Origin of the sequence: Kitasatospora sp. CB02891, from assembly GCF_002803145.1 — a bacterium.
Taxonomy (GTDB): Bacteria; Actinomycetota; Actinomycetes; order Streptomycetales; family Streptomycetaceae; genus Kitasatospora; species Kitasatospora griseola.
Genome location: NZ_NNBO01000005.1, coordinates 181,543 through 206,846 on the forward strand (window position 1 = coordinate 181,543; position 25,304 = coordinate 206,846).

15 protein-coding genes and 1 pseudogene are annotated in these 25,304 nt (G+C 75.3%); 2 read left to right on the forward strand and 14 right to left on the reverse strand.

The window, feature by feature from the left end:
• Nucleotides 1-102 precede the first annotated feature (102 nt).
• A pseudogene (locus CG736_RS38910) lies at nucleotides 103-3,009 on the forward strand (DUF5682 family protein); the annotation flags it as partial.
• Nucleotides 3,006-4,826, forward strand: a complete 1,821-nt coding sequence (locus tag CG736_RS14060) for a hypothetical protein (protein ID WP_100586545.1) — start codon at nucleotides 3,006-3,008, stop codon at nucleotides 4,824-4,826. The pseudogene CG736_RS38910 and the gene CG736_RS14060, both read left to right, overlap by 4 nt.
• Before the next feature lie 23 nt (nucleotides 4,827-4,849).
• On the opposite strand, the gene CG736_RS14065 is transcribed toward CG736_RS14060, so the two are convergent.
• The 14 genes from CG736_RS14065 to CG736_RS14130 form a co-directional block, all read right to left on the reverse strand.
• A complete protein-coding gene (locus CG736_RS14065) occupies nucleotides 4,850-6,511 on the reverse strand; it encodes a hypothetical protein (protein WP_100586546.1) in 1,662 nt (553 codons plus the stop codon).
• A 72-nt stretch (nucleotides 6,512-6,583) separates the two neighbouring features.
• Nucleotides 6,584-8,071, reverse strand: coding sequence for a hypothetical protein (locus tag CG736_RS14070; protein ID WP_157815574.1), 1,488 nt, complete (start codon nucleotides 8,069-8,071; stop codon nucleotides 6,584-6,586).
• Between the two features lie 3 nt (nucleotides 8,072-8,074).
• Nucleotides 8,075-9,805, reverse strand: a complete 1,731-nt coding sequence (locus tag CG736_RS14075; protein WP_157815575.1) for a hypothetical protein — start codon at nucleotides 9,803-9,805, stop codon at nucleotides 8,075-8,077.
• 3 nt (nucleotides 9,806-9,808) lie between these two features.
• A complete protein-coding gene (locus CG736_RS14080) occupies nucleotides 9,809-11,686 on the reverse strand; it encodes a hypothetical protein (RefSeq protein ID WP_100586549.1) in 1,878 nt (625 codons plus the stop codon).
• Nucleotides 11,687-11,787: 101 nt separating this feature from the next.
• On the reverse strand, nucleotides 11,788-12,378 hold the full coding sequence (locus tag CG736_RS14085; RefSeq protein WP_100586550.1) for a hypothetical protein: 591 nt from the start codon (nucleotides 12,376-12,378) through the stop codon (nucleotides 11,788-11,790).
• Nucleotides 12,375-16,430, reverse strand: a complete 4,056-nt coding sequence (locus tag CG736_RS14090; protein WP_100586551.1) for a LamG-like jellyroll fold domain-containing protein — start codon at nucleotides 16,428-16,430, stop codon at nucleotides 12,375-12,377. Before CG736_RS14090 ends, CG736_RS14085 begins: the two co-directional genes overlap by 4 nt.
• Nucleotides 16,427-17,794, reverse strand: a complete 1,368-nt coding sequence (locus tag CG736_RS14095; protein ID WP_100586552.1) for a baseplate J/gp47 family protein — start codon at nucleotides 17,792-17,794, stop codon at nucleotides 16,427-16,429. Before CG736_RS14095 ends, CG736_RS14090 begins: the two co-directional genes overlap by 4 nt.
• On the reverse strand, nucleotides 17,787-18,395 hold the full coding sequence (locus CG736_RS14100; protein WP_100586553.1) for a hypothetical protein: 609 nt from the start codon (nucleotides 18,393-18,395) through the stop codon (nucleotides 17,787-17,789). The genes CG736_RS14095 and CG736_RS14100 overlap by 8 nt, the downstream gene beginning before the upstream one ends.
• 1 nt (nucleotide 18,396) lies before the next feature.
• Nucleotides 18,397-18,774 (reverse strand): hypothetical protein, encoded by a 378-nt coding sequence (locus tag CG736_RS14105; RefSeq protein WP_157815576.1) that lies wholly within the window; start codon nucleotides 18,772-18,774, stop codon nucleotides 18,397-18,399.
• Nucleotides 18,774-20,663, reverse strand: a complete 1,890-nt coding sequence (locus tag CG736_RS14110) for a hypothetical protein (RefSeq protein ID WP_100586555.1) — start codon at nucleotides 20,661-20,663, stop codon at nucleotides 18,774-18,776. The genes CG736_RS14105 and CG736_RS14110 overlap by 1 nt, the downstream gene beginning before the upstream one ends.
• Entirely contained in the window at nucleotides 20,654-21,082 is a 429-nt protein-coding gene (locus CG736_RS14115) for a hypothetical protein (RefSeq protein ID WP_100586556.1), read from the reverse strand. Before CG736_RS14115 ends, CG736_RS14110 begins: the two co-directional genes overlap by 10 nt.
• Nucleotides 21,079-21,576 (reverse strand): hypothetical protein, encoded by a 498-nt coding sequence (locus CG736_RS14120; RefSeq protein WP_232733985.1) that lies wholly within the window; start codon nucleotides 21,574-21,576, stop codon nucleotides 21,079-21,081. Before CG736_RS14120 ends, CG736_RS14115 begins: the two co-directional genes overlap by 4 nt.
• A gap of 19 nt (nucleotides 21,577-21,595) precedes the next feature.
• The gene (locus CG736_RS14125; protein ID WP_100586558.1) at nucleotides 21,596-25,063 is read right to left on the reverse strand and encodes a hypothetical protein; all 3,468 of its coding nucleotides are present in this window, start codon (nucleotides 25,061-25,063) and stop codon (nucleotides 21,596-21,598) included.
• Nucleotides 25,060-25,299, reverse strand: a complete 240-nt coding sequence (locus tag CG736_RS14130; RefSeq protein WP_100586559.1) for a hypothetical protein — start codon at nucleotides 25,297-25,299, stop codon at nucleotides 25,060-25,062. The genes CG736_RS14125 and CG736_RS14130 overlap by 4 nt, the downstream gene beginning before the upstream one ends.
• Between the last annotated feature and the right edge of the window lie 5 nt (nucleotides 25,300-25,304).

The window sequence follows — 25,304 nt, forward strand, 5'->3', positions numbered from 1 at the left end:
ACCGCGCCTTCGGCGGCCACCCCGCCGGAGGCTGTCGTCCCGCAGCCCGCACCTGTCCCGGTGCCGCCGGGTCCTCCGGCGGTGGCCGTCATGCCGTCGTCGGCGAAAGCCGAACGTTCTGCGGCCGCGCCTGCGTCGGTTGCCGCCATGCACCCGGGCGCCGCGCCCTCGTCGACCGACTTGCCGTCAACACCCGTTCCGGCGACGGCAATCGCGTCACCCGCCGGCCCTGACCCGTACGTCATCTCCCTCGTTCCCTACACGTACCCGCTGCTCGACGCCCGTTCCGGCTACCCCGCCGGGATCCGTGATCCGGAGTGGCAGCACACCGTGTTGGCCGCCGGTGGGGATCCGGGGCGGCTGGCTGCGGAGTTGACTCGGACTGCTGTGCGGATCTGTGCGGCGTTGCGTGGACAGGGGCATCCGGCCGGGCCTGCTGATGGGCGGGAGGTGGTGCGGGTGGCCGGGGATCTGGGGCGGTTGCGGGGGCTGCCGGCGGCGGGGCGGGGGGAGTTGATCGAGGCGGTGCAGACGGTGTTGGCGCAGGGGGAGCCGCTCGGGCGGGGGCGGGCTGTGGCGCGGGCGCTGGAGGAGGTACTGGTCGGGACGCGTACCGGTCGGCCGACTCCGGCCGCGCCCCGTACCGGTCTCGGTCCCGCCGTGGAGGCCCTGCTCGCGGAGCTCGGCCTGCCCCACGCGGCCGAACCGTCGCCGCGCGAGCTCCGGCTGGACCCGCACCGTTCGGGCCTGGACGCACGTCGTGAGCTGCTGCTGCGTCGCCTGGAGGTGTGCGGCGTGCCGTACGGCGAACCGGTCGCCGTGACGGGTGCGGGCGGCGCCGACGCCGTCGGCTCGCGTTGGCGGGTGCAGTGGACGCCAGCCGTCGCCGCGATGCTGACCGTCGCGGGGATGCGCGGGGTGACGCCCGCCCAGGCCGCGGACGGGACGCTGCGGGAACGGCTGCGTCGGGAGCGGGAGGCGGGCGGTTCGACCGCCCGGCAGATCATCGACGGTCTCGCCGCCGCCGCCGGGTGCGCCCTGCCGGGCCTGACCGCCGCCCGGCTGGACCAACTCGCCGACGAGGTGCCGGCGGTGGCATCCCTCCCCGAACTCCTCGACGGCCTTGCGCTGTTGGACCGACTCGCCGCCGGCCACCTGGCCGGGCCCGACGCGGCCGCGCCGCTGCTCGGTCCGGCCGCCGCGGCCGCCGAGCTGCTCACCGTCGCCGCCGTCCGGGGCCTCGACGGCCTGGCGGGCTCCGACGACGCCGCGGACGCCCGCGCACTGGTGGAGTTCGCCCGCCGGGCCGACGCCGACGGCGGCATCAGGCTCGGCCACGCGCTGCTCCTGCTGGCCGACGACGGCTCGCCGCTGATCCGCGGTGCGGCCGGCGCGACCCGGGTGCTGCTCGGCCACCAGGAGCCCGCCGAGTTCGGCGGCCGGGTCGTCTCCTGGGTGGACGCCGCCACCGCCCCGGACAGCCGGGTCGCGCTCGGCCGGTCCCTGCGTGGCCTGCTCACCGCGGCCGAGGGGCTGCTCGCTGCCGCCCCGGCCGCGCTCGAACCCCTGCTGGCACGCGTCACCGAGCTCCCCGACGAGGCCTTCCTGGACCGGCTGCCCGCACTGCGCGGCGGTTTCGACACGCTCAGCCCCGCCGCCCGGGACCGGCTGCTCGCCGTCGTCGAGGAACGTCTCGGCACGCACGTCGACACCCTGCCGACCGAGCTCGACCCGGCCACCCTCGCCATCTGGGCCAGGGCCGATCTGACGGCACGTCACATCCTGGAGTCGGGCGGGCTGTTGCCCGCCACCGACGAAGCGGCGTACACACCCGACGCGGCGCACGCGCCCGACGCCGCGCAGGCACCGGACGGGCCGGTGGCACCGGCCCCCGGGGCCGCTCTCCCGCCCGCCGACCGCTGGCGGCTGGTGCTCGGCCGCCGGGGCAGCGGCCCCGGCCCGACCGGGCGGTCCGCGCGGCTCGCCGCCGCGCTCGACGAGCTCTACGGCGCGGGTCGGGGCGAGGGCTCCGCCCCCGGCCCGACCGGCGACCCGCGCGGCGGCCGGGAGGCCCCGTACCCGGGCGTCCGGGAGTGGTCCGAGGAACTGGTGGCGCTGTTCGGGCCGGGCATCCGCGAGGAGGTCCTCGCCGCTGCGGCGGCGCACGGCCGCACCGACGTCCTGGAGGCGCTCGCCCCGGAGGCCGTCCGTCCCTCGGTCGACCTGCTGCGCACGGTGCTCCAGCACGCGGGCGGTCTGCCCGAGGCGCGCCTCGCCGCGCTGCGCCCGCTGGTCCGGCGACTGGTGGACGAACTGTCGCGCGAGCTCGCGACCACCCTGCGCCCGGCCCTGACCGGCCTCACCCTGCCCCGGCCGAGCCGCCGCCGGGCCGGCCCGCTCGACCTCGACCGCACGATCCGGGCCAACCTCGCCACCGCCCGGCCCGGCGCGGACGGCGGCACCGTGATCGTGCCCGAACGGCCGGTCTTCCGGACCAGGGCCGGCCAGGCCAACGACTGGCGGCTGATCCTGGTCGTGGACGTGTCCGGATCGATGGAGGCCTCCACCGTCTGGGCGGCGCTGACCGCGTCGATCCTGGCCGGAGTCCCGTCCCTGACCGCGCACTTCGTGGCCTTCTCGACCCACGTCGTCGACCTGAGCGGACGGGTGGACGACCCGCTGGGGCTGCTCCTGGAGGTCCGGGTCGGCGGCGGGACGCACATCGCGGCCGGCCTGCGGTACGCCCGCGACCTGGTCACCGTGCCGTCCCGCACGCTGATCGCGGTGGTCAGCGACTTCGAGGAGGGCTACCCGCTCGGCGGGCTGCTGACCGAGACCCGGGCGCTGGTCGGCGCCGGCTGCCACCTGCTGGGCTGCGCCGCGCTCGACGACACCGGGAAACCCCGGTACTCGAAGGCCGTCGCCGAACAACTCGTCGCCGCGGGCATGCCGGTGGCGGCGCTCAGCCCGCTGGAACTGGCCCGCTGGGTGGGGGAGAAGATCCGATGACAGACACCCGATGGCCCGCCGTCGCCGCCGAGGTGGTCGCGGAGGTGGTGTCGGCCCTGTCGGCGCGCCTCCAGAAGCGGCTCGACGGCGCGGCGGCCAAGCTCGCCGACCGCCCGGTCGTCCGGACGGGCGACGACTGGAGCGTGCGGATCGACGACGAGACGGTGCTGGTCCTGCACGCCCCCGGCGGCACCGTCCGGACGGCCGACGAAGTCCGCTGCGGCTGCCTGCTCGCCCCCGGCTGCCTGCACCGCGCCGCCGCCGTCACGGCCGCCCCGCTGGCCGCGCCCGCCGACGAGCAGACGCAGGCCGAGCAGACGCAGGCCGAGCAGACGTCGGCAGAACCCGTACCCGACACCGCAGTTGACGAGGCCTCGGCCGAGGAGCCGCTCACCCCCGCCGAGGCCGAGGCCGTCGACCGCCTGCGCCGGGTCGCGGCCGACACGCTGGCCGCCGGCATCAGCGGCGCGGGCAGCGTCCAGCAGGCCGAACTGCTGCGGATCGCCCACCAGGCCCGGCTGCTCGGCCTGCACCGGCCGGCCGCGCTGGCCGCCACGGTGGTCACCCGGCTGCGCGCCGCCCGGGCCGCCGAACCCGACCACCGGCTCGCCGACCTGGCCGCCGCCCACCGCGAACTGCTCGACGCCACCACTCTGTTGACGCCTCGTCAGGTACGTGCGGCGGCGCGGCAGACGTACCGGGAGGTCGGCTCGCTCCGGCTGTACGGGCTGTTCGCCGAACCGGTGGTGTCGGCTACCCACGCGGGCGTCACGGTCTGGGTGGTGGACGGCGACGGGCAGCTCGCCACCGTCTCCGACGTCACCCCGCACGCCGATCCGGCGGAGGCCGCGCAACTCGCTGGGGCCGCGGCCGGACGACCGGTCCGGCTCGGTGACACGACGCTGTCGCACCGCGACCTCGCCCGGGCCGGACTCGCCGTCCAGGGCGCCACCCGGACCGACTCCGGGCGACTCGGCGCGGGCGCGAAGGTCCGGGCCGTGCGCGCCGCCGGGGCGGGCTGGGACGAGGAGTCCGTCGCCCGGCTCTGGGCGGAGCCGGTGCCCGCCCAGGTCGAACGAGCGCTGGCGGCGGGGCGGATCCCCCACGAGCAGCGTCCCGCCGGATCGGACCTGCTGTTCCTCGACGTCACCGTGCTCGGGCCCGGGACCGTTCCCGGGTCGACCGCCCCGCAGCTGCTCGCCGAGTGCGTGGGGTCGACGGTGGCGCTGCTGCCCGCCCAGGACCACCCGCGGCTCGCGTTCGCCGCCAACCTGGCGGCCCTCGCCTCCGTGCCCGGCCTGCCGCTGCGCGTGGTCGGCCGGCTGGAGCGCGCCACCCACCCGCGCCTGCGCCTGCTGGCCGCCGCCCCCGCCCCGGGGCCCGGTCCGGTCCTCAACCTGCCGCCCGAGTACCGCGACCGGATCAACCTGGGCCTGGAACGCCTCCAGCACGCCGACCTGCCGCCGGACCGGCCCGAAATGCTGCCACCGGCCGCCGCGTTCGCCCCGCAGCCGCCCCTCCACCTCCTGACCCGCCCCCTCGAACAGGCCGTCACCGGCGGCCGCCGGGCCCTGGCCGGACGCGCCGACCAAGCCGCCGTCGAAGCCCGCCGACTGCGGTCGGCGGGCCTCGCCACCGCCGCCCGACTGCTCACCGCCGTCCACGCGGCCGCGGCGGACCAGGAACGCGACGTCTTCGGCCGCCTGCACACCACCGACCACCTCGCCTTCGCCACGGCCTGGCTCGCTGCGGCCCGCTACCAGGAGGAGGTGGCCACCGCGCTCTGCGCGGCCGCCTGGCCGGCCGACACCGCGTGACGCCGGCGGCCCGAGGGCCACATTCACCTCTCCTTCGGCACGTCGTTCCGGACGGGGACGGGCGGGACGCCGATGCCGCGTTCGACGGGCTGGTCGAAGGCGGTGGGGTGGAGGAAGAGGCCGCGCTGATCCGCCGGCTTGGGGGCGACCGGCGTGACGGGGTTGGCCCGTGCCCACTTGTCGAGGCGGACGCCGGTGACCTGCCAGCTGACCTGTCCGCCGGGTGGGCCGCCCGCGACGGAGAAGCTGTTGCCGGAGATCCGGGCGCTGACGTGGAGGTCGGGGGCGGGGGCGTCGAGGGCGGTGAGTTGGTAGCGGAAGTGCTGGTTGAGTGCGTCGAACCAGTCCGGGAGGGTGACGGTCGCGGCTCCGGTGTCATCGAGGGTGACGACGCCGTCGTAGACGTTCTTCTGTTCGGGCGAGGCGACGAAGGCGTGGGTGAGGGTGTTCTCGGTGGGGTCGAGGGGGTGGTCGATGACGAAGCGGGCGCTGCCGGCCGAGACGATCACGCCGTTCACCCGCAGGCTGCCGGTGATGTCCGCGCCGAGGGCGCTGCCGCTGGCCGTCAGGCCGGTCGAGCCCCAGGCGTTCACGCCCGCGCCGTACTCGCTGAGACCTTCGGCGCCCGCCCCGAACCAGCTGTGGCCTCGAATGGCCGGGCCTCTGTTGGGCGGGTCGGGTGAGCTGCCGCCGCCGCCGTTCCCGGGTTCCGGGTGCCCACAGGAAGCCGAGACGCCGACACCGTTGTGGCTGAAGGCCTCCACCGCGACGAACGACTCACTCGTCGCGTCGAGCCCGAAGCCACTGGTGCTGGTTGCGCTCACCGCGGTCCCGGACTCCGATATGCCGGAGACGCCGGTGCCGGCGGTGCTGATGCCGGACACCCCCGGCCCGGGGTCGGCGGTGCCCGTCACCCCCACGCCGTTCGGGCTCGTGCCCGCCACCCCGGGGGTGCCGGTGCCCAGGAGGCCCGGCCCGCCGGTGCTGGTGCCCGAGACACCCGGGCCCCCGGTGCTGGTGCCGGCGACGCCCGGCCCCGGCGGGCTCGTTCCCGTGACGCCGGGACTGCTGGTGCTCGAACCCGACACGCCGGGGGCGCCAGTGCTGGTGCCCGACACTCCCGGACCAGCCGTCCCCGCCCCCGACAGACCGGCGCCGCGCGCGCTGGTGCCGATCACGCCGGGACCGGCGTCCGCCTGCCCGGATACGCCGGGGGACGCGTCAGCACCTTGTCCGGCCACTCCCACGCCGTGCGCGCTCGACCCCAGCACGCCCGGGCCGGCTTCCGCCTGCCCGGAGACGCCTGCGGCCGCTCCGGCACCCTGGCCGATCACGCCCACGCCCTGCGCGCTGGTGCCGGACACGCCTGGGCCGGCCGCTGCGTTGCCCGAGACGCCGGGCGATGCTCCGCCGCCCTGCCCGGTGACGCCCGGCCCCTGGGTGCTGGTGCCGAGGACGCCGGGGCCGGTGTCCGCCTTCCCGGAGACGCCGGGCTGGTCGGCGCCGCCGACTCCGAGGACGCCGGTGCCCTGCGCGCAGAAGCCCTCGACCCCGACGCCCTGGGCGGCCTCGTTGATGCCGACAACTCCCGCTGCGCGCACATGTGTTGTGCCGGTCATCGGTGTGTCGCTGGAGCCGATCACGCCCGCGCCGACGTCCGAGTCGCCCCACACGCCGAACGTCAACGCCGGTGATTCCTGACCCGGATCGAACGTGCTCGCTCCGTTCTGTGAATCAGGTGGCTTGATGGGCATCGTTCACACCCCCTCGGGGCGGTTCGTCCGGACGGGGACGGGCGGGACGCCGATTCCGCGTTCGGCGGGCTGGTCGAAGGCGGTGGGGTGGAGGAAGCGGCCCCGCTGGTCGGCGGGTTTTGCGGTCACCGGCGTGACGGGGTTGGCGCGTGCCCACTTGTCGAGGCGTATACCGGTGACCTGCCAGCTCACCTTCCCGCCGGGTGTGCCTCCCGCCACGGAGAAGCTGTTTCCGGAGATCTCGGCGTCCACGTGCAGGCCGGGGGCCGGTGCTCCGATCGGGGTGAGTTGGTAGCGGAAGTCCTGGTTCAGGGCGTCGAACCAGTCGGGGAGGGTGACGGTGGCGGCTCCGGTGTCGTCGAGGGTCGCGACGCCGTCGTAGACGTTCTTCTGTTCGGGTGAGGCGACGAAGGCGTGGGTGAGGGTGTTCCCGGCGGGGTCGAGGGGGTGGTCGATGACGAAGCGGGCGCTGCCGGCCGAGACGATCACGCCGTTGACCCGCAGGTTGTTGCTGATGTCCGCGCCGAGGGTTCTGCCGCCGGCGGTCAGGCCGGTCGAGCCCCAGGCGTCCACTCCCGCACCGGACTCGCTGACACCTTGGACGCCCGCCCCGAACCAGCTGTGGCCTCGAACGGCTGGACCGTTGTTGGGTAGGTCGATGAACCCGATGCTCTCGCCGGTGTCAGGTTCCGGGTGCCCGCAGAAGGCCGAGACAGCGATGCCTTCGCTGCTGTAGATCGACGCCCCAGTGCCTGTGCCGGTCGTCGCAGTGAGTGCTGGGCCGCTGGTACTGGTTGCGCCCACCGCCGTCCCGGAGACCGATGTCCCGAAGACGCCAACGCCGGAAGGGCTGCTGCCGGACACCGCCGGCCCGGGGTCGGCGGTGCCTTCCACCCCGATGCCGAGCGCGCTCATGCCCAGGACGCCCGACCCGTGCCCGCTGTCGCCGAAGACGCCCGGGCCGTCGGTGCTGATGCCGGAGACGCCCGGCCCCGGCGGGCTCGATCCCGCCACGCCGGGATTGCCCGTGCTGATGCCCTGCACCCCGGGGGCGCCAGTGCCGGTGCCGAGGACGCCGGGACCGGCGTCCGCTTGCCCCGACACGCCGGGACCGGCGTCCGCCTGCCCCGACACGCCGGGGGACGCTCCGGCACCGTGTCCGGCCACCCCCACGCCGTGCGCGCTCGACCCCAGCACGCCCGCACCGGTGTCCGCCTTCCCGGAGACGCCGGGTTGGTCGGCGCCGCCGACTCCGAGGACGCCGGTGCCCTGTGCGCAGAAGCCCTCCACGCCGACGCCCCGGGTGGCTTTGTTGACGCCGACGACTCCCGCCGGGCCTGCGTGTGCAGTGTCGGTCATCGCCTCTTCGCCGGCACCGATCACGCCCGCGCCGGTGTCGGAGTCGCCCCAGACGCCGTACGTCAGATTTTCCTGGACGGGGTCGAAGGTACTGCCCGCTCCTGACCGTGAATCAGGTGGCTTGATGGGCATCGTTCACACCCCCTCGCGCCGGTTCGTCCGGACGGGGACGGCTGGGGCGCCGATTCCGCGTTCGGCGGGCTGGTCGAAGGCGGTGGGGTGGAGGAAGCGGCCCCGCTGGTCGGCGGGTTTTGCGGTCACCGGCGTGACGGGGTTGGCGCGTGCCCACTTGTCGAGGCGTACACCGGTGACCAGCCAGCTCACCTTCCCGCCGGGTGGGCCGCCCGCGACGGAGAAGCAGTTTCCGGAGATCTCGGCGTCCACGTACAGGCCGGGGGCGGGTGCGCCGATCGGGGTGAGTTGGTAGCGGAAGTGCTGGTTGAGTGCGTCGAACCAGTCCGGGAGAGCGACGGTGGCCGCTCCGGTGTCGTTGAGGGTGACGACGCCGTCGTAGACGTTCTTCTGTTCGGGTGAGGCGACGAAGGCGTGGGTGAGGGTGTTCCCGGCGGGGTCGAGCGGGTGGTCGATGACGAAGCGGGCGCTGCCGGCCGAGACGATCACGCCGTTGACCCGCAGGTTGTTGCTGATGTCCGCGCCGAGGGTGATGCCGCTGACGGTCAGGCCGGTCGAGCCCCAGGCGTTCACTCCCGCACCGAACTCACTGAGACCTTGGACGCCCGCTCCGAACCAGCTGTGGCCTCGAACGGCCGGGCCCCTGTTGGGCGCGTCACCGAAACCGACGCCGCCCGTCTCGGGTTCCGGGTGCCCGCAGAAGGCCGCGACGGCGACGCCTTCGTGGCTGTAGATCGCCACTGCGGTGCTCGTGTCGGTCGTCGCGCTGAGTGCTTCACCACTGGTGCTGGTTGCGCTCACCGCGGTTCCGGACTCCGAGGTGCCGGAGACACCGATTCCGGTGGCGCTGCGGCCGGACACTCCCGGTCCGGGCGTGCTTTCGCCGAGGACGCCCGGTGCGGCGGTGCTGGTGCCGGAGACGCCGGGTCCGCCGAGGCTGCTGCCGGACACTCCCGGTCCGCCGGTGCTGCTGCCGGACACCCCTGGGCCGGGCGTGCTGATGCCGGAGACGCCGATTCCGGTGGCGCTGCTGCCCGCGACGCCCGGCCCCGGCGCACTCGCTCCCACCACGCCCGGACCGCTGGCGCTCGAACCCGTCACGCCGGGACTGCTCGTGCTCGTGCCCGACACCCCCGGTCCGGCCGTCCCCGCACCCGCCACGCCGACGCCGTGGGCGCTGGTACCGATGACGCCGGGGCCGGAGTCGGCCTGTCCGGTGACGCCGGCGGAGGTCCCGCCGCCCTGTCCGGACACGCCGACCCCCTGCGTGCTGGTGCCGGACATGCCCGGGCCCGCATCGGACTCCCCGGTGACGCCGGCGGAGGTTCCGGCGGCCCGTCCGGTGACGCCGACGCCGTGGGCGCTGCGACCGAGGACGCCCGGGCCGGAGTCGGCTTCCCCGGTGACGCCGGCCCCTTGGGCGCTGACGCCGGTGACGCCCGGGCCGGCGCTCGCTCTCCCGGAGACGCCGGGTTGGTCGGCGCCGCCGATGCCGAGGACGCCGGTGCCCTGCGCGCAGAAGCCTTCCACGCCGACGCCCAGGGCGGCTTTGTTGACGCCGACGACTCCCGCCGGGCGCACGTGTGCGGTGTCGGTCGTCGGTGTGTCGCTGGAGCCGATCACGCCCGCGCCGACGTCGGAGTCGCCCCACACGCCGTACGTCAACGCCGGAAATTCCTGACCGGGGTCGAAGGTGCTCGCGCCGGACTGTGACGCAGGTGGCTTGATGGGCATCGTTCACGCCTCCTCGGGGAGGTCGTCCTGCCGGGCGGGGACGGGCGGGACGCCGATCCCGCGTTCGGTGGGCTGGTCGAAGACGGTGGGGTGGAGGAAGAAGTCCTGCTGGTCCGGACGTTTGGCGGCCACCGGGGTGAGGGGGTTGGCCTGCGCCCATTTGTCGAGGCGAACGCCGGTGACCTGCCAGCTGACCCGTCCGCCGGGCGGGCCGCCGGCCAGGGAGAAGCCGTTGCCGGAGATCTCGGCGCTGACGTGCAGGCCGGGGGCCGGTGTGCCGATGGGGGTGAGTTGGTAGCGGAAGTCCTGGTTCAGGGCGTCGAACCAGTCGGGGAGGGCGACGGTCGCGGCTCCCGAGTCGTCGAGGGCCACCACCCCGTCGTAGACGTTCTTCCGCTCCGGCGAGGCGACGAAGGCGTGGGCGAGGGTGTTCTCGGCGGGGAGGAGCGGATGATCGATCACGAACTGGGCGCTGCCGGCCGCGACCATCACCCCGTTCACCCGAAGGCCGCCGGTGATGTCCGCGCCGAGATGGCCTCCGGTGGCCGTCAGCCCGGTCGTGCCTCCGGCGGCGACGATCCCGACCTGAAATTCGCTGTCGCCGTTCACCCCGGTGCCGTCGGACGCGGAGCCGTGTACACCCGCGCCGGTGTCGGTGGCTCCGCTCACTCCCGGACCGTTGGAGCTCATACCAAACACCCCTGCACGGTCGACGCTACGGCCGAAGACACCCGGTGCGCCGGCACCGCCCGTCGCGGTGACCCCGGCCGCGCCCGGCCCGCCCGTACCGCTCACACCGACACCGCCTGCGCTCGTCCCCGACAGGCCCGGGCCCTGGCCGCTGGTGCCGGACACACCGGGGCCGGCGTCCGCCTGGCCGGATACCCCGGCCGACGTTCCCGACGCCTGGCCGCTCACGCCGATGCCGCCTGCGCTCGTTCCGGAGACACCGGGCGCCGTGTCGCCGCTCTGGCCGCTCACGCCGATGCCGTGCGCGCTCGTCCCCGACAGGCCCGGGCCCTGGCCGCTGGTGCCGGACACGCCCGGGCCGGCGTCCGCCTGGCCGGTCACCCCGGCCGACGTTCCCGACGCCTGGCCGCTCACGCCGATGCCGTGTTCGCTCGTCCCCGACAGGCCCGGACCGTCCGTGCCGAGACCCTCGACTCCGGCCCCGCGCGCGCTGGTCCCCAGCACGCCCGGGCCTTGCGTGCTCCTGCCGAACGCGCCGGCACCGGTCGTGCTGGTGCCTGCGGTGCCCGGACCGTCCGTCGCCAGGCCGGACACGCCGGTGGCCGTGTCCGTCGCCTGGCCGGACACGCCCGGGCCGGTCGTGCTCGTCCCCCGCACGCCGGGGCCGGCGTCCGCCAGGCCCGCCACCCCGGCCGAGGTGCCCGAGCCCTGGCCGAGCACCCCGACACCCCGGGCGCTCGTGCCCTGCACCCCCGGCCCGCCGGAGGCCGTTCCCGAGACGCCGGCGCCGTCGGTGGCGCGGCCCAGCACCCCGGTCCCCGAGGTGCTCGTCCCCTGCAGTCCGGGTCCGCTGCCGCTCTCGCCGGCCGCACCCGGACCGCTGTCCGACCGTCCTGAAACGCCGGGGGCTGCTCCGCCGCTCTGCCCGGTGACACCGACTCCCTGCGCGCTGACGCCGGTGACGCCGGGGCCGGTGTCCGCCTTCCCGGAGACGCCGGGTTGGTCGGCGCCGCCGACGCCGAGGACGCCGGTGCCCTGCGGGCAGAAGCCCTCCACGCCGACGCCCTGGGCGGCTTTGTTGACGCCGACGACTCCCGCCGGGCGCACGTGAGCGGTGTCGGTCGTCGGTGCGTCGCTGGCGCCGATCACGCCCGCGCCGACGTCGGAGTCGCCCCACACGCCGAACGTCAACGCCGGGGATTCCTGACCCGGATCGAACGTGCTCGCTCCGGACTGTGACGCAGGTGGCTTGACGGGCATCGATCACACCTCCTCGGCTCGGCCGGGTCCGTTCACTGGCAGACGATCTGGATGCAGTTCAGCGTGACGGCGCCCGTGTTGCCGCCACTGGTGGCATCGGCCTCGACGAAGTACTTGTTCGCGGAGTTCTTGACGGTCGTCGGCGTCACCGGTTGGGCGGGTTCCCCGAAGGCCTTGAAGTCGATGATCGGTACCGCGCCCGTCGAGGCCATGTCGTTGCTCCGCAGGTGGACGCCCGGCAGCGGCACCGGTTTGGTGGGGTCGGCGGGCCGGACGGAGCCGAAGACCGTCATCGACACGATGGCGGCCCCGTCGGGGAGCACGACGCTCATGATGCCGTGCGCCTCCGCGGCCGTGTCCGGTTTCTGCGCGAAGTCGTTGTTGAGGACCCAGGCGGCGGGCGGGGAAGTGTTGGGCGCCAGCACCGGGACGAGGCTGAGGACGGTCTGCTTCCCGGCGATCTTGTCGATCACCGGGTTGAGGTGGTCGTCGGCGATCGTGCGGAACTCGGCCTCCAGGTTGTGGAAGCGGATGTTGAGGCCCTTCTCGCCGCCGGCCTGGACCCGGTCCTCGTTGTCGATCCAGTCCTGGTGCGTGAACAGGGGATGGTACTCGTTGATCATGGCGGATCGTCCCTCTCCGGCCGGTGGAACGGCAGTTGGTCGTAGGTGTGGTAGGTCGGGAACGTGAACGCGGGCAGCAGGTCCGCGTCGGCCCCGGCGAGTTCGCGGACGTGCGCGCGCAGGTCGCCGGTCAGGAACTCCACGCCGATCGGCTGGAACCAGTTGAGGACGTTCAGCACCAGGTCGTACTGGCCCTTGCCGATCACCGCCTGCGGGTCCTTCGGCCGGACCTCGCACTGGTAGGGCAGGACGGGGCCCCGCAGGCAGTCGGCGCGGATCCGGACCAGTCCGGGGGCGAGGCCGGTGATCGCCGTGACCGGGGCGTCGAAGGCGACGGGTTCGGCCCGGCCCGGGCCGAACGGCAGCGCGGACCAGGCGACCCGCACCCCGGCGTCCGGGCCGAGGGTCTGCCGGGAGGTCAACTGCGGTGGCTGCGGCGGGCTCTGGCCGAGCGGCCGCTGGTCGGCGAGGAGCAGGGCGCCGCCGGCCTCGGGGGCGGCGAGCAGGCACGGCGGGTAGGGGGCGGCGGCCGGGGCGGCGGCCAGCGCGCGGCAGTCGTCGCCGGCCGCGAACGGCAGTGGCAGCCACTGGCCGTCGGCGGTGTCGAGGACGTGCACCCGTCCGCCCGTCCCGCCGAGGCCGGCCGTCGCCACGTACAGGTGGCGCTGGTCGGTGGCCGGGCAGATCGCCACCGGGGCCGTCCCCGGCGGGAAGGCGGTCAGGGTGGTGTCGGGCACGGCCGCACCCGGCCGGTAGATCTGGAGGGCGCCGCGGCCCGCCCCGGTGGCGCCGGTGTCCACGCCGACGTACAGCCTGCCGTCGGTGGGGCCGGACGCCGCGCACAGCACCCGGGCGGCGTCCGGGGCGGTGACGGGGTCGCCGTGCAGCGTTCCGGCCTGGCGGTCGACCAGGCAGAACCGGGGGCCGTCCAGGAGCACGGCCAGCAGCGGGCCGACGGGGGCGACGGCGCCGGGCGGGCCGGGCAGTGGCAGGTCGAGGAGCTGGGTGCCGGACTGCGGGTCGTAGGCGCGCAGGGTGCTGTCGGTCGCGGTCAGGTAGAGCCGGGTGCCGTCGGTGCCGAGGGCCACCGCGTCGGGGGTCGCCAGTGGCGTGGCGGCGAGGGTGCCGGGGTCGAGGGCGACCACCCGGCCGCGCTCGTGGGCGACGAACAGCCGGCCGCCGACGAAGGCCAACGAGACTGGCAACGGCCCGGTGAAGGCGGCTGAGGCGAAGGCGGCGGAGGCAGGTCGGGGCGGTGCTCCGGCCGGCGCGGACAGGTCGTACGCGACGATCCGGTGGCTGCCCCGGTCGGCCAGGAAGACCCGGCCGCCGTCGGGCCGGAAGCAGGCGGCGACCGGCGCGGCACGCGGGCCGACGGACACGGTGATCCCGGTCTCCGTGGTCAGTTCGGCCGTGGGCGGGCTCGGCGTCACCGTGAGCTGCTCGCCCGCCGCCACCGCGAGCCGGACGGAGCCGCGCTCGCCGCTGGTGGCGGGGGCCTGCACGGTGATGTGGTCGAAGCCGGCGGCGAATGCGCGTGCGGCCAGCGCGGCCGGGGACAGCGGGAACGGCAGACCGCCCGTGAACGGCCTGTCGTCGCGCAGCACCAGGACCCGGCCCTGGCCGGCCAGTCCGGGATCGGTCGGAAGGTAGGCGCTGACGACGGTGAGCGGTTCGGTTCGGCCGAGGCCGGCCAGCAGCCGGTCCAGGGCGGCTCCGGCGGCGGGCTGCATCCGCCGGTTGTCCGGGTCGGAGCCGTAGTCGACGGGTGCGGGCGCGGCGCCGAGGTCGTCGGTGCGCACCTGCAGGTACGCGGGGTCGAAGTCCTCCGTGACGGTGCCGGCCGCCTCCGCCTCGGTCGCGCCGATCCGGCCGTCCCGTCCGATGGTCTGCTCGGCGGTCAGCAGGTCCTCGGGCAGGCCGATCCGCACCGGCAGGCGGCCGCTGCGGGTGTGTCCGGCCCGGGTGACCTCGACGCCCACCGTGACGTCGCCCGCCGCGTTCGCGTGCAGGGTGGCGGTGTCGGCGGGACTGCCGGGCGAGACGGCGGCGTCGCCGGGGCCGTCGCGGGTGACCGACCAGCGGACAACCGCGCCGGTCACCGCCGACATCGGCGGGTCGAGGGCGAGCGCGGCGCTCCCTCCCCGGACCAGGGGCAATCCGGCGGTGACGGAGATCGCGAAGGCGTCGCCGGGCGGCTGGGAGGCGTGGATCCGGTCGTCCGGCCCGCAGGAGACCCAGCCGAAGCCGGCGGCGTGTGCGTGCACACCGAGTTCGGCGGTCGGGACGGTGCTGTGGTGCAGGCTCAGGGCCCGGCCGACGGCGTGCAGGCCGGGGCCGGCCGGGTCGTAGGCGTGCAGGACGGTCAGCTCGCCGTCCTTCGCCTCGGGCACGGCGGTGAGCCGGCCGAGCAGGGCGTCCAGTGCCTGCCGGGTGGTGAGCTGCATCAGCCGGTTGTCGTCGTTCCCGTCGAAGCCGAGACCGGGCGCGTTCCCATGGGGCGAGATCCACAGCGGGTCGAAGTCGGGCTCGTCCGCGGCGGTGCCGACGGCCTGCTCCTCGGTGGGCAGCGGGTCGCCGTCGGCGGCGATCCGCCGGCCGGGGGTGAGCCGGGGCGGCAGCACCCGCAGCACGGCGGAGCCGGAGGCGATCCGGGCGGTGGTCTCGTCGACCACCAGCAGGTCGGAGCCGTCGCCCGCGAGCCGGTTGAGGGCGTTCTGGAGGTTGTCGGGGGTGGGGAGCAGCCAGCTCTGGAAGATGCCGAGCCGGTCGCGGTACTGCTCGTCGCTCTCGCCGGTGACGGGGGCGAACGAGGTGCGGGCGAGGTCGGAGATCCGGACTTCCTCGACCAGCCCGAGGTAGGGGATGTCGGCCGGGACGTCCCCGGGGGGCTGGTGGGCGGCGCCGATCACCAGGGGTTGCCCGGAGGTGAGTGGTCCGAGCTTCTTGATCAGGGCCCGGTCCACCTCGGCGCCGTCGAGGTACAGCCTGGCGTCGGCTCCGGGGCCGGTGCGGCGCAGGGTGGCGGCGAGGTGGTGGAAGCGGCCGTCGGCCAGGTCGAGGTCGGCGAAGAGATCGGTTTCGGCGGCGCCGTCGGAGACGGTGAAGCGCAGGTTGTGGTCGATGCCGCGCCACGTGCCGAGGGTGAGCTCCCAACCAGTTGGCAGGGCAGACGAGTTGGGCGGATCGCGGCGAGCCAGCACGGCGCCGGGATCGGCGGCGGTGTGGTCGGGGCGGACGACGGCTTCGGCGGTGAAGTCGGCGGTGAGGTCGGGCAGGTCGGTGATGGTGATGGCGCCGCCGGGCGGGCCGAAGCCGAAGGCGGGCCCGAACCGGCCGGCCGGCCCGGGCCGGGCGCTGCCGGTGACGGTGCTGTGGGCCGGGTCCAGGTGCCCGCTCGCGTCGACGGGGTCGGGTTTGTCGAGATGGAGGAGGGCGAGGGTGTGCTCGTCCGGCTCGTGCCGCTGCGGCGGGAAGCGGGGCGCGCCGAGGTCCTGGCCGAGCAGGTCGAGTCCGGCGCCGCGGGCGTGCTGGGCGAAGCGCTGGCGGGCGACGTCGGCGCCGCGGCGGTCGAGGTCCTGGTAGTCGCGGCCGATCGTCCACAGCAGCCGGGCGAGGGTGCCGAGCAGCGCGGTGAGCTGCCAGTCGTCCGGACCGGTCGGCGCCGGCGGCTGCGGGGCGAGGCCGGTGATCCGCAGGCCGGGGCCGAACTCGGCTGCGGCACCGGGGAGTTCGACGGCCAGTTGGTCGCCGGCGGGCCAGCCGGCGGGGAAGGTGACGTCGGCGTTCTCCTCCGTCGCGCCGGGGGCGGTGGTGCGGGTGAAGGTGACGCGGACGGTCAGTGGTTCGGCGGAGGTGTGCGCGGGGGCGAGCAGGTGGTGCGGGGCGTCCGGGTCGCGGCCCCAGCGGGCCCGGTAGGCGGAGAGGCCGTCGTACTGCGGTGTCAGGACGCCGTCGGCGCCGGCGGTGAGCGGCAGGGCGAGGCGCTCCAGGCCCCGGGCGTAGGCGGGCGTCAGGCCGCCGGCCATCACGGCCAGGAAGTCGGCGGTCATGAGTTCACCACCTGGAGGTCGATCAGCGGGCTGTCGAGGTCGAAGGCGGCGATCTCGTCGGCGGCCAGGGCGAGGTTCTCGCCCACGGACAGCTCCCGGGCGTCGCCGTAGACCGCGCCGCCGTGCCCGACCTCGCCGAAGACGGGGGCGCCGCGGCGCAGGCGCAGGTTCTGCACGTCGGCGACCCCGGCGACCGACCGGGCGGTGAGCACCAGGTCGGAGTGGAGCAGGCCGCGACCCAGGCGCAGCCGCCCGACGGCGGTGTGGACGGCGTCCAGGATCTCGCCGCGGATGGCGTCGGCGTCGTGGCCGGGCTCGACCACCAGGGTGGCGCGCAGGCCGACGTCGACCTGGTTGGCGGGCCTGAGGTCGGGGAAGATCGAGACCGGCCGCCACTGGCGGACCACGTCGACCACGGCGGGGCGGACGGCCGGGACGTCGCCGTCCTCGGGGAGCCAGGGCCAGCCCGGTTCGACGGCGACGACGATGTCGAAGAAGTACGGGGAGCCGGTCTGCCGTCCGGCGGTGAACTGGTGCTGCCCGAACGCGTAGGTGTTGAAGGCGGCGTTCGACGTGTCGATGCCGCCGAGCGGGTCGAACAGGGCGGCGTCGCGCACCCCGGGGATGTCGAGGAGCTCGCTGAGCACCGCGTCCTGGGTCCACACCGTCCGGGGCACGCCGAGCAGTCGGGCGCGGTGGGCGTCGTCGGGCTCGTCCAGTTCGCCGCCGGTGATCGGCCCCTGCGCGGTGACGGTGACGGTGGCGGGGCCGAGGGCGAGGTGGACCTCGGCCCAGTGCGGCTCCAGTTCGAGGTCCGCCCCGTCGGGCGGGTTGCCGCCGGGCCCGCGCTCCACCGCGCGGACGCCGACCGTGGCGGTGGGAGAGGCGGCGTCGAGGGTGGCGGAGGCGGTGGTGCGCAGCTCGACGAGGGGCTTCCCGGCGGCGGGGACGGTGCGGACGGCGGCGCCCTGGGGGACGACGACGGCGCGGTCCGGGCCCTGGTCCTGCACGGCCAGGACGACTTCGCCGGTGGCCCACAGCTGCCGCCGGGGCCGGCCGAGGTCGAGGCCGAGCAGGGTGAGCGCCTCGCCCTGCGCGGTGGTGACGAAGTTGGCGTAGTACTGGTTCTCCAGCGCCCGCCAGAGTTCGTGAACGTGGATGGCGGCGGCGTCGAGCACCTTGCGCAGTGCCGAGCCGGAGCTCAGGTCGACGTCGCTGCCGAACATCGCGCGGGCGCGGGCCTGCTGGTCGGCGACGATCCGGTCGATGCCCTTGAGGACGAAGCCGTCCGCGGTCACGCCGTAGCCGTCGTCGGCGGGAGGGTCGGGGCCGACCGGTCGGGTGGGAGGGGTCTGGTCAGTCAAGGCGTCCCCCTGAGGTGAGGGTCAGCGTGGAGCCGGCGACGGTGTCGAGGATCGCGTGGACGGTGTACCGGCGGCTCGCCCGGGCCGTCTCGACGATCTGTCGGAAGGCCGCCGGGTCGAGGTCGGGCCGCAGTTCGAGGAAGCGCGGGTCGTCCTCGAAGAACACCTCCCGGACATCGGCGACCCGGCGGTCGGCGCCCAGGCAGCGGACGAGTTCCATCCGCAGGTACTCCTTGCGGGCCGGAAGGTCGAGCGCGTAGCGGCCGAGGGCGAGCCGGTCGAAGCCGAAGCCGGTGTTGAGCCGGTCGCTGCCGAGCTGGGTGTCGACGGCCAGCAGCAGCGCCTGGACGAGGGCGTCGGGGCCCGCGTTCTCGGCGGGGCCGCCGGTCGCCGGGTCGGTGACCAGATCGCCGTCGTCGAGGGCGAGGCCGTGGCCGAGGCTGGGCGCGCCGGAGCCGTCCGTCGGCGTCGCACCCGGCAGGCCGGGGTAGCGGGCGGCGAGCACGGCGGGGTCGGTCAGCACGCCCGGGTCGGCGAGGACGGCCGGATCGGCGAGGATGCCCGGGTCGACCGGGGCGGTCGGGTCACCGGGGAACGTCATGTCAGCTCGCCTCCAGGATCTGCTGGCCCGGGTCCGTGATCGTCCAGGCGCCCTTTCCGGCGCCGCTCATGGTGTCGCCGGTCGCGGCGTCGAGCAGCGCAGGCTGCCCTGCGACGGTGAGCTTCGTGGTGAGGCCCGCCGGCCGGGTGGGCGTGGTGACGCAGGGCTGCGGCTGCCCGTTCGGGAGGGCGGCGGGGCAGGGCGTGATCATGCCCGGGACGGGGGCGGCGGCGCTCCCGAAGGCGAACCCCGCCTCCGCGCCGGCCAGCAGGACGCCCGCCTTACTCACGGTGAGCGCGGTGCTGCCCGGCCCGGGCAGTCGGCACGCACCGCCGTGCACACAGGTGATGACTGCTCCTTCGACCAGGACGAATGACATCAGCCGATCGCCACCTTCCCCTGCTTCAGCGTCAGGCCGACTCCGCCGGCGCTGACGCTCGCCTGTTCCGCGGTCACGCTGAGTCGGGACGGTCCGACGGCCACCTGCACCTGGTCGGCGGAGACCGTGACGGAGGTCTGGCCGGCCGTCACCGTCACCTCGGCGCCGGCCGCGGCGGTGAGGTCGACGTCGCCGCCCGGGCCGATTCGCAGCGCAGTTCCGGAGGCGTGCGAGAGCTGGAACTCCTCGGCGTCGCCCTCGGTGGGCCGGTCCCCGACGGCGGAGCAGGCGGCGGTGCCGACCACCACCTTCAGCCCGGCCGCCTCGATCACCCGGCGGCCGTCCGCCGCGGTGAGGTCGTTGGCTCCCTTGCCGATCGGGCGCGGGTCCGGGCCGGGCGAGACCTCGGTGGGCAGGCACAGCCACCAGTCGCCGGCCTCCGCGGCGGGGCGGGCCATCGCCGGTTCGTTGCTCCACAGGAATCCGCCGACCACCGTGTCGGCCCGGGAACCGCGGACGCCGTGCAGCAGCGCGCGCATGCCCGGGTACACGGGGACGCTCAGGCCGGTGTTGTACCAGGCGAACGGCGCCGCCATCGGCTTGCCGTGCAGCACCGGACCGCCGGGGGCCACGGCGAGGTCCACGCTCGGCGCGGCCGCCGGCGGGCCGGCGCCCTGCCCGTACCGGAGATCGGCGACCCGCCGGTCGGGCTTGGCGGCGGAGACCTCGCCGACGTCGACCGACGGCGAGACGGCGCGGGCGTCGCGGATGCGCTGCGAGATCGCCTCGACGACCGCAGCCGGGCTGCCGCGGCGGGCCGCCTCGGTGTTCCGCCGGTTCGCGCCGTCGCCCCCGCCGCCGGTGTCGAGGCCGAGGCCGATGCCGCCCGGTGCGGCGGTGAAGGAGGCCGCCCGGCCGGTGCAGACGTAGCCCTCGCGGGAGGAGGAATGGGTCAGCTCGATGATCCGGTAGCCCCGCAGCGGGTTCTCGAAGCCGGCCACGCCCGCCGCGACCAGCTGGCCGGTCCGCAGCTCCGGCGTGCCCAGCACGGTGAAGTCGAACGCCGCCACCGAGACGTCGTCGGGCAGGTCGCCCGCGACCCGCAGCGTGGCGGCGGTGGCGGCCCGGACCGGCCGGAACGACGCCAGCCGGGCGACCGTTCCGGTCGCGGGCGCGATCAGCGCGTCCTCACCGGCCAGCGCCGACAGCGCGGCCGACGGGTCGGCCGGGACGGACCGGCCCGGCCCGCTCGGCGGGTGGGTGACCGCCGCGCCGAACTGCACGGTGCCGTCCTGCACCAGGAACTCCGCCCCGCAGTCCCGGGCCAGGTCCGACAGCAGCTCGAAGTCGTTGGGGCCGTCCAGGTTGAAGTCCTGCGGATCCCCGGCCGGGGCGGAGCCGGTCGCGAGGGTGCCGCCGCCGCGCTCGACGATGGCCTTGGCGGCGGCGGCCGGCGTGGTCTGCACGGAGTGGTAGTGCACGAGCCCGTCCCCGTCGGCCGCGCCGGTGGCCGTGAGCAGCCGGTGCGCGGCCTCCTCGTCGCCGGTCAGGCACACGCCCAGCGGCGGGAACCGGGGCGAGACGCCGATCCCGGTCACCCGGCCCCGCAGCACGGCCTGCCGGGAGCCCGGCGCGTCCAGGTACCCGAGCGTGATCACTGTCGGGACGCCGCCGCCCGCCTCGCCGCGCTTGTCGTCCAGCGCGCCCGACAGCGCCCGGTGGGCGGCCAACGGCAGGGCGGCCAGCTCGACGGTGAAGCCGCCGGCCTGGCTGAGCGCGTGGTCCACGGTGATCGCCGCGTCGCTGAGGATGCCCGCCGACGTGGCGTCGTTGGACACCGTGAGGCCCAGCGTCGGGAACGCCACCCGGTACCAGAGGATCACGCCCATCGCTGCGCCACCCCGATCACGATCTCGGTGCCGTAGTGGCCGGGCCCGTTGAGGTTGCCCCGGGCGACCTTCGCGGTCAGCAGGCGGATCGCCAACTGTCCTGCGGTGTGGACGAGTTCGGGTTCGACGACGAGCTTGCGCAGGAACACTGTGCGCGGCCCGGCCGCCCCCTGGCGGACCACCCGGAGCACCAGGTAGCCCGGCGGCGCCACCGCCGTGGGCGCCGGGGCGGGGGCCGCCAGGTCGTACAGCGTCTCCGGCGGGTCGGACTCGGGGGCGGCCAGCTCGGCGTACAGGCCGAAGTCGTAGACGGTGGCGCCGACCGGACAGCTGAACGCCTGCGGAAGGCCCTCGTCGGGCTCCACCGGCAGCCGGTCGAACTCCAGGGCCGGGACGGTCGGGACGGCGGACGTGGTCACAGCTTGCCTCCCAGCTGGCGGCGGACGGGAACCATGTCGCTGACGGTGGGCACGGCCGCGATGCCGGCCGCGAGCAGCATGTCGGCGGCCTCGCCGATCAGTGCGGACAGGCTGGACCGCGGGACCTGCTCCAGGGTGATGTTGGCGTCGATCGCGTCGCGCTTCTGGTTGGACTGGGTGAACCGCAGGCCGGTGATCTGCATGTCGAGGCTGATCGTCATCCCGCACACCACCGGGAGCCCGGCCAGGTTCATCAGCGGTGCCGTGGCCGGCGCCAGGGCCCGCGAGGTGAGCGCCAGCGCCTCCAGGCCCTTCTTCATCAGCAGCCTGGTCCGGCCGACCAGCACCGCCTCGACCGTGATGGTCCTGGTGGTCGGGGAGACCAGCTGCGCCAGTCGGCTGCCCGCGATCTGGGCCACCTGGTAGCCCTCGTCGACGGTCAGGCTGGTGACCGTCAGCAGCGGCACCGGGCCGATCAGCACGGGGACGTTCAAGCCGGACAGCATGACGGGCCTACCTCTCCGGTTTCGGTACGGCGCGGCGACGCAACGGCGGCTGCTGGGCCGGGGCCTCGGCGGGCTCGTCCGGCAGCGGCTCCGCCTCCGTGTGGATCCGGGTCTGCGCGGGCTCCGTGTGGACCCGGATCTGCCCGGGCGGCGGCGCGTCCACGTCCGTCGGGGCTCGCAGCTGCGGCCCGGCGACCGGCCGGCGGTTCTTGACCCTGGTCCGGATCCAGGTCTGCATCTCCTCGATCAGCTCCGCCTCCAGGGCCTGCGACCTCGCGAGGTCCGCGGCATCGGGGTAGTAGTACCGGGCGTTCGGCCAGCTCGCGAAGGTGTGCTCGCCCTTGGACGCGTTGGCGGACGCGTCCATCAGGCGGAGGTTCTTCCGTCGGACGGCGAGGCTGTTCTGCTCGGCGGCGGTCAGCAGCTCGAAGCCCTCCATCCGGGTGATCCGGCTCAGCGAGACGACGTGGTCCACCGCCAGCCGGCCGGAGGAGACGCCCAGCGTGCCGACCTGGTCGACCTCGCCGGAGGCGACGACCTCGGCCCGCTCCCGGGACGCGTTGAAGACCTGCCGCATCCGGGTGAGCGGATCCACCCGAAGGGCGTTCGCGACCTGCTCGGCCTGCCACATCCTGCGGTGCGCCTCGGCGATCTCGCCCGTCCCGGCGTCCCGCTCCCGCACGCCGCCCGGGCGGGTGACGAACTCGCCGGAGAGCCGGTCGAGTTCCGCCCTGATCTTCGCGATCCGGGCGTCGTCCCGGGCCCCCGCCGGGGTCTTCGGTCCGGCCCGCAGCTCCCGCAGCAACGCGTCCCGTTCCGCGTACAGCGCCCGCAGGCGTTCGCTCGCCTCGGCCAGCGCCTTCCCGGCCCGGAGCTGCTCCGGGGTCGGCGGGCGCCAGGCGCGCAGCTCGGCCACGATCTCCTCGAACACCGCCGCCGACCGCTCCGCGGCGAGCCGGTCGACGTACCGCATCGCCACGGCGTCGTCGATGCCACGCTCCTCGGCGATCTTGACGATCTCCTTCACCCGGGCGTACGCGGTGGTGATCGCCTCCTGCTCCGCCGGGCTCAACCGCGTGATGTCGCCCAGGAGTTCGGCGATCCGGGCCTCGCCGCGCAGGGCTTCGACGGTGGCCACGTGCTTCTTGGCGAGGTAGTACATCGCCTCCATCGGCCCGGTCGGGTCGACCAGGAAACCGCCGTGGAGCCGGCCGGCGAACTCGCCCAGGACGCGCTTGAGGCCCTGCTCCGCCGCGGCCCGCGCCTTCAGTACCTCCGCGAGCCTCGGCTCCAGGCCCTCGACCTCGTCGATCTTCGCGAGCAGGTCCCGGTAGCGGGCCGTCGCCGTCGCGACGTCCTTCGCCTCGCCGAAGTCGTGCAACTCGTTCCGGAGGGAGAACAGCCCCTTGGCGTTCGCTCCCCGCTTCAGCAGGGCGACTGCGGACACGTGGAGTTCCAGGGCCACCGAGGCCACGGCGACGGCGACCCAGAGCAACGAGGGCTCGTTCGCGATGAACCTCAGGTCGTACTCGGCGGACGCCTCCTGGTACTCCTCGATCGCCCGTACCGCCTGGGCGGTGGTGATCGCGAGGTTCGCCAGCACGGCGGCCGCGGCGACCCAGCCGCCGACCGGCACCAGCGCCGCGAGCAGCAGCGTGACGGCGAGGACGGCGGCCTCGGTGAACACGTGGAACTTGCCGATGGCCTCGATGTGGTGGTCGACGATCCAGGCGTAGACCGTCCCGTCCTTGACACCCAGGCTGCGCTTCGTCGCTTCCACGAGGCCCGGCTGGCTGAAGACCCGTTCGGAATCCTGCGCCAGCTCCTGCCGGACGGTCTCCCCGTCGGCCTGCCGCCGGTCCGCGACCTCCAGCAGGTAGGCCCGGGCGGCGTCCGCGTCGAGGCGGGAGAGCTTCGCGCGGTCGGTGCCCCGGCCCAGCCGCTCGGGGTCGACCAGCAGGTCGTGTTCGGCGGCGATCGCGGTCTCCCGGTCGGCCCGGGCGCGCAACTCGGCGGCCTCGATCCGGTTCAGGCCCTCCGTCGGGACGTAGATGCCGGGGGAAGGGGCGTAGCCGACCTCGGCCTCCAGATGGACGGCCCGGGCGTACTCGGCGGGGGCGGACGTCCGCGCGATCGCGGCGACCATCGTCTCGACGTACCCGGGGGTGCGCAGCCTGCGCCGCTCCTCCTGGAGCTGGTGGTCGATGTGGGCGAGGACGTCGAGCGCGATCCGCACCGCCTCGGCGCGGAACTGCCCCAGGTAGGCGTTCACCGAGGCCTCGAACGCCTCTTCGGTGAGGCCGCACCGGGCGAGCGCCTCGGCGAGGCGTCGGTGGGCCTCCATCTGCTCGGCGGAGGGCGGCGGGGGGTGCTCGGCCATGCCGAAGGCCTGCTGTTCGTCCAGGTTCCTCGAGGTCCGCCACAGGAGATAGAGCTCCTCCCGGCCGAACAGCGCGGCCGCCGCGGCCTCGGTCCGGGCGGTCTCGGCCGCGCGGTCGCGCTCGTCCGCCAGGAACCGGTCGACCGAGGCGTCCAGCTCCGCCCAGCTCCCCGGCCCGGCGGTGACGGTGTCCAGGTAGGCGGCGCGCTGCTCCGGCGTCATCGCGGCGAGCCTGCGCCCCAGCCGCACGGACGCGGTGAGGTCCGGCACGGACAGCGGCCGGTCGTCCACCAGGAGGGCCCGCCGGACGTCCTCGGGCAGGTCCGCGACTTCCCGGCGCAGATGTTCCTCGACGACATCCGCCCGCACGCCGCGCCGGCGGGCCGCCGCCTCCGGGCCGGTGCCGGCCTTCGTGCCCGGCGGCAGGCCCATCGCCTGCCGGAGCCGCTCCTCCGTCTCCGCCTCGATCCGCTCCCGCTCGGCCTCGGGCAGCAGCGCCGTCTCGGTCTCGGTGGCGTCGGTGACGGTCAGGTCGAGGTAGCCGCGATGGGCCTCCTGGTCGGTGACGGACCGCCCGTGGGCGCCCGTCCAGTGCCACCAGGCCAGCCGCCGTTCCACCTCCTGCTGGTCCGTGATCCGGTAGTACTGGCGGACGAACTCGCGCAGCAGGTCGTCCGGGCCCATCTCGTGGTCCACCCGCACCCGGAACCGCAGCCGGGTGGGCCCGCGCACCGCACCCGCCGACGTCCGGCGCTTCGCACCGGACCCGGCCCGGTCGGCGGGGCGCTCCCGCCCCGGCAGCCGGTCGGGCGGCGGCGGGGGAGCGGCGGTCTCCGTGCCCTGGTCCGCCGCCGACTCCGACAGCGAGAACGCCAGCAGCGGGCCGCCGCCGGCCGGCGGGCCGGCCATCGGCGCGGGCGGTGCGGGGGCTGCGGCGGCCAGCAGGTCCGCCCCGGCCAGCGCCCGGCCGACCGCCTCCAGCAGGACCTGCTCCACCTCCCGCGCCACGTCCGGGGGCAGCTGCACCGGACCGGCGTCGAAGACCACCGTCTCCGGGAGGTGCACCCGGATCCGCCGCACCTCGGCGCCGCTCATGACTCCTGCTCCCACTGCGGCAGCCGGCCCGCCAGTTCGGGCTGCTCCTCGGGCTCCGGCTGGGCCGGCGCGTACGGTGGGCGGTTCATCCGGTTCACCGCCAGCAGCTCTCCGGCCTGGCGGAGCCGGGCGGCGACCGCCTCCTCGACCGCCCGGCCGAGCTCGGCCAGCCGGTCCGGCGACGGCGTGCCGACGACCGTCACGGTGATCGGGAACTCCCACTCGATCCGGGGCATGCGCT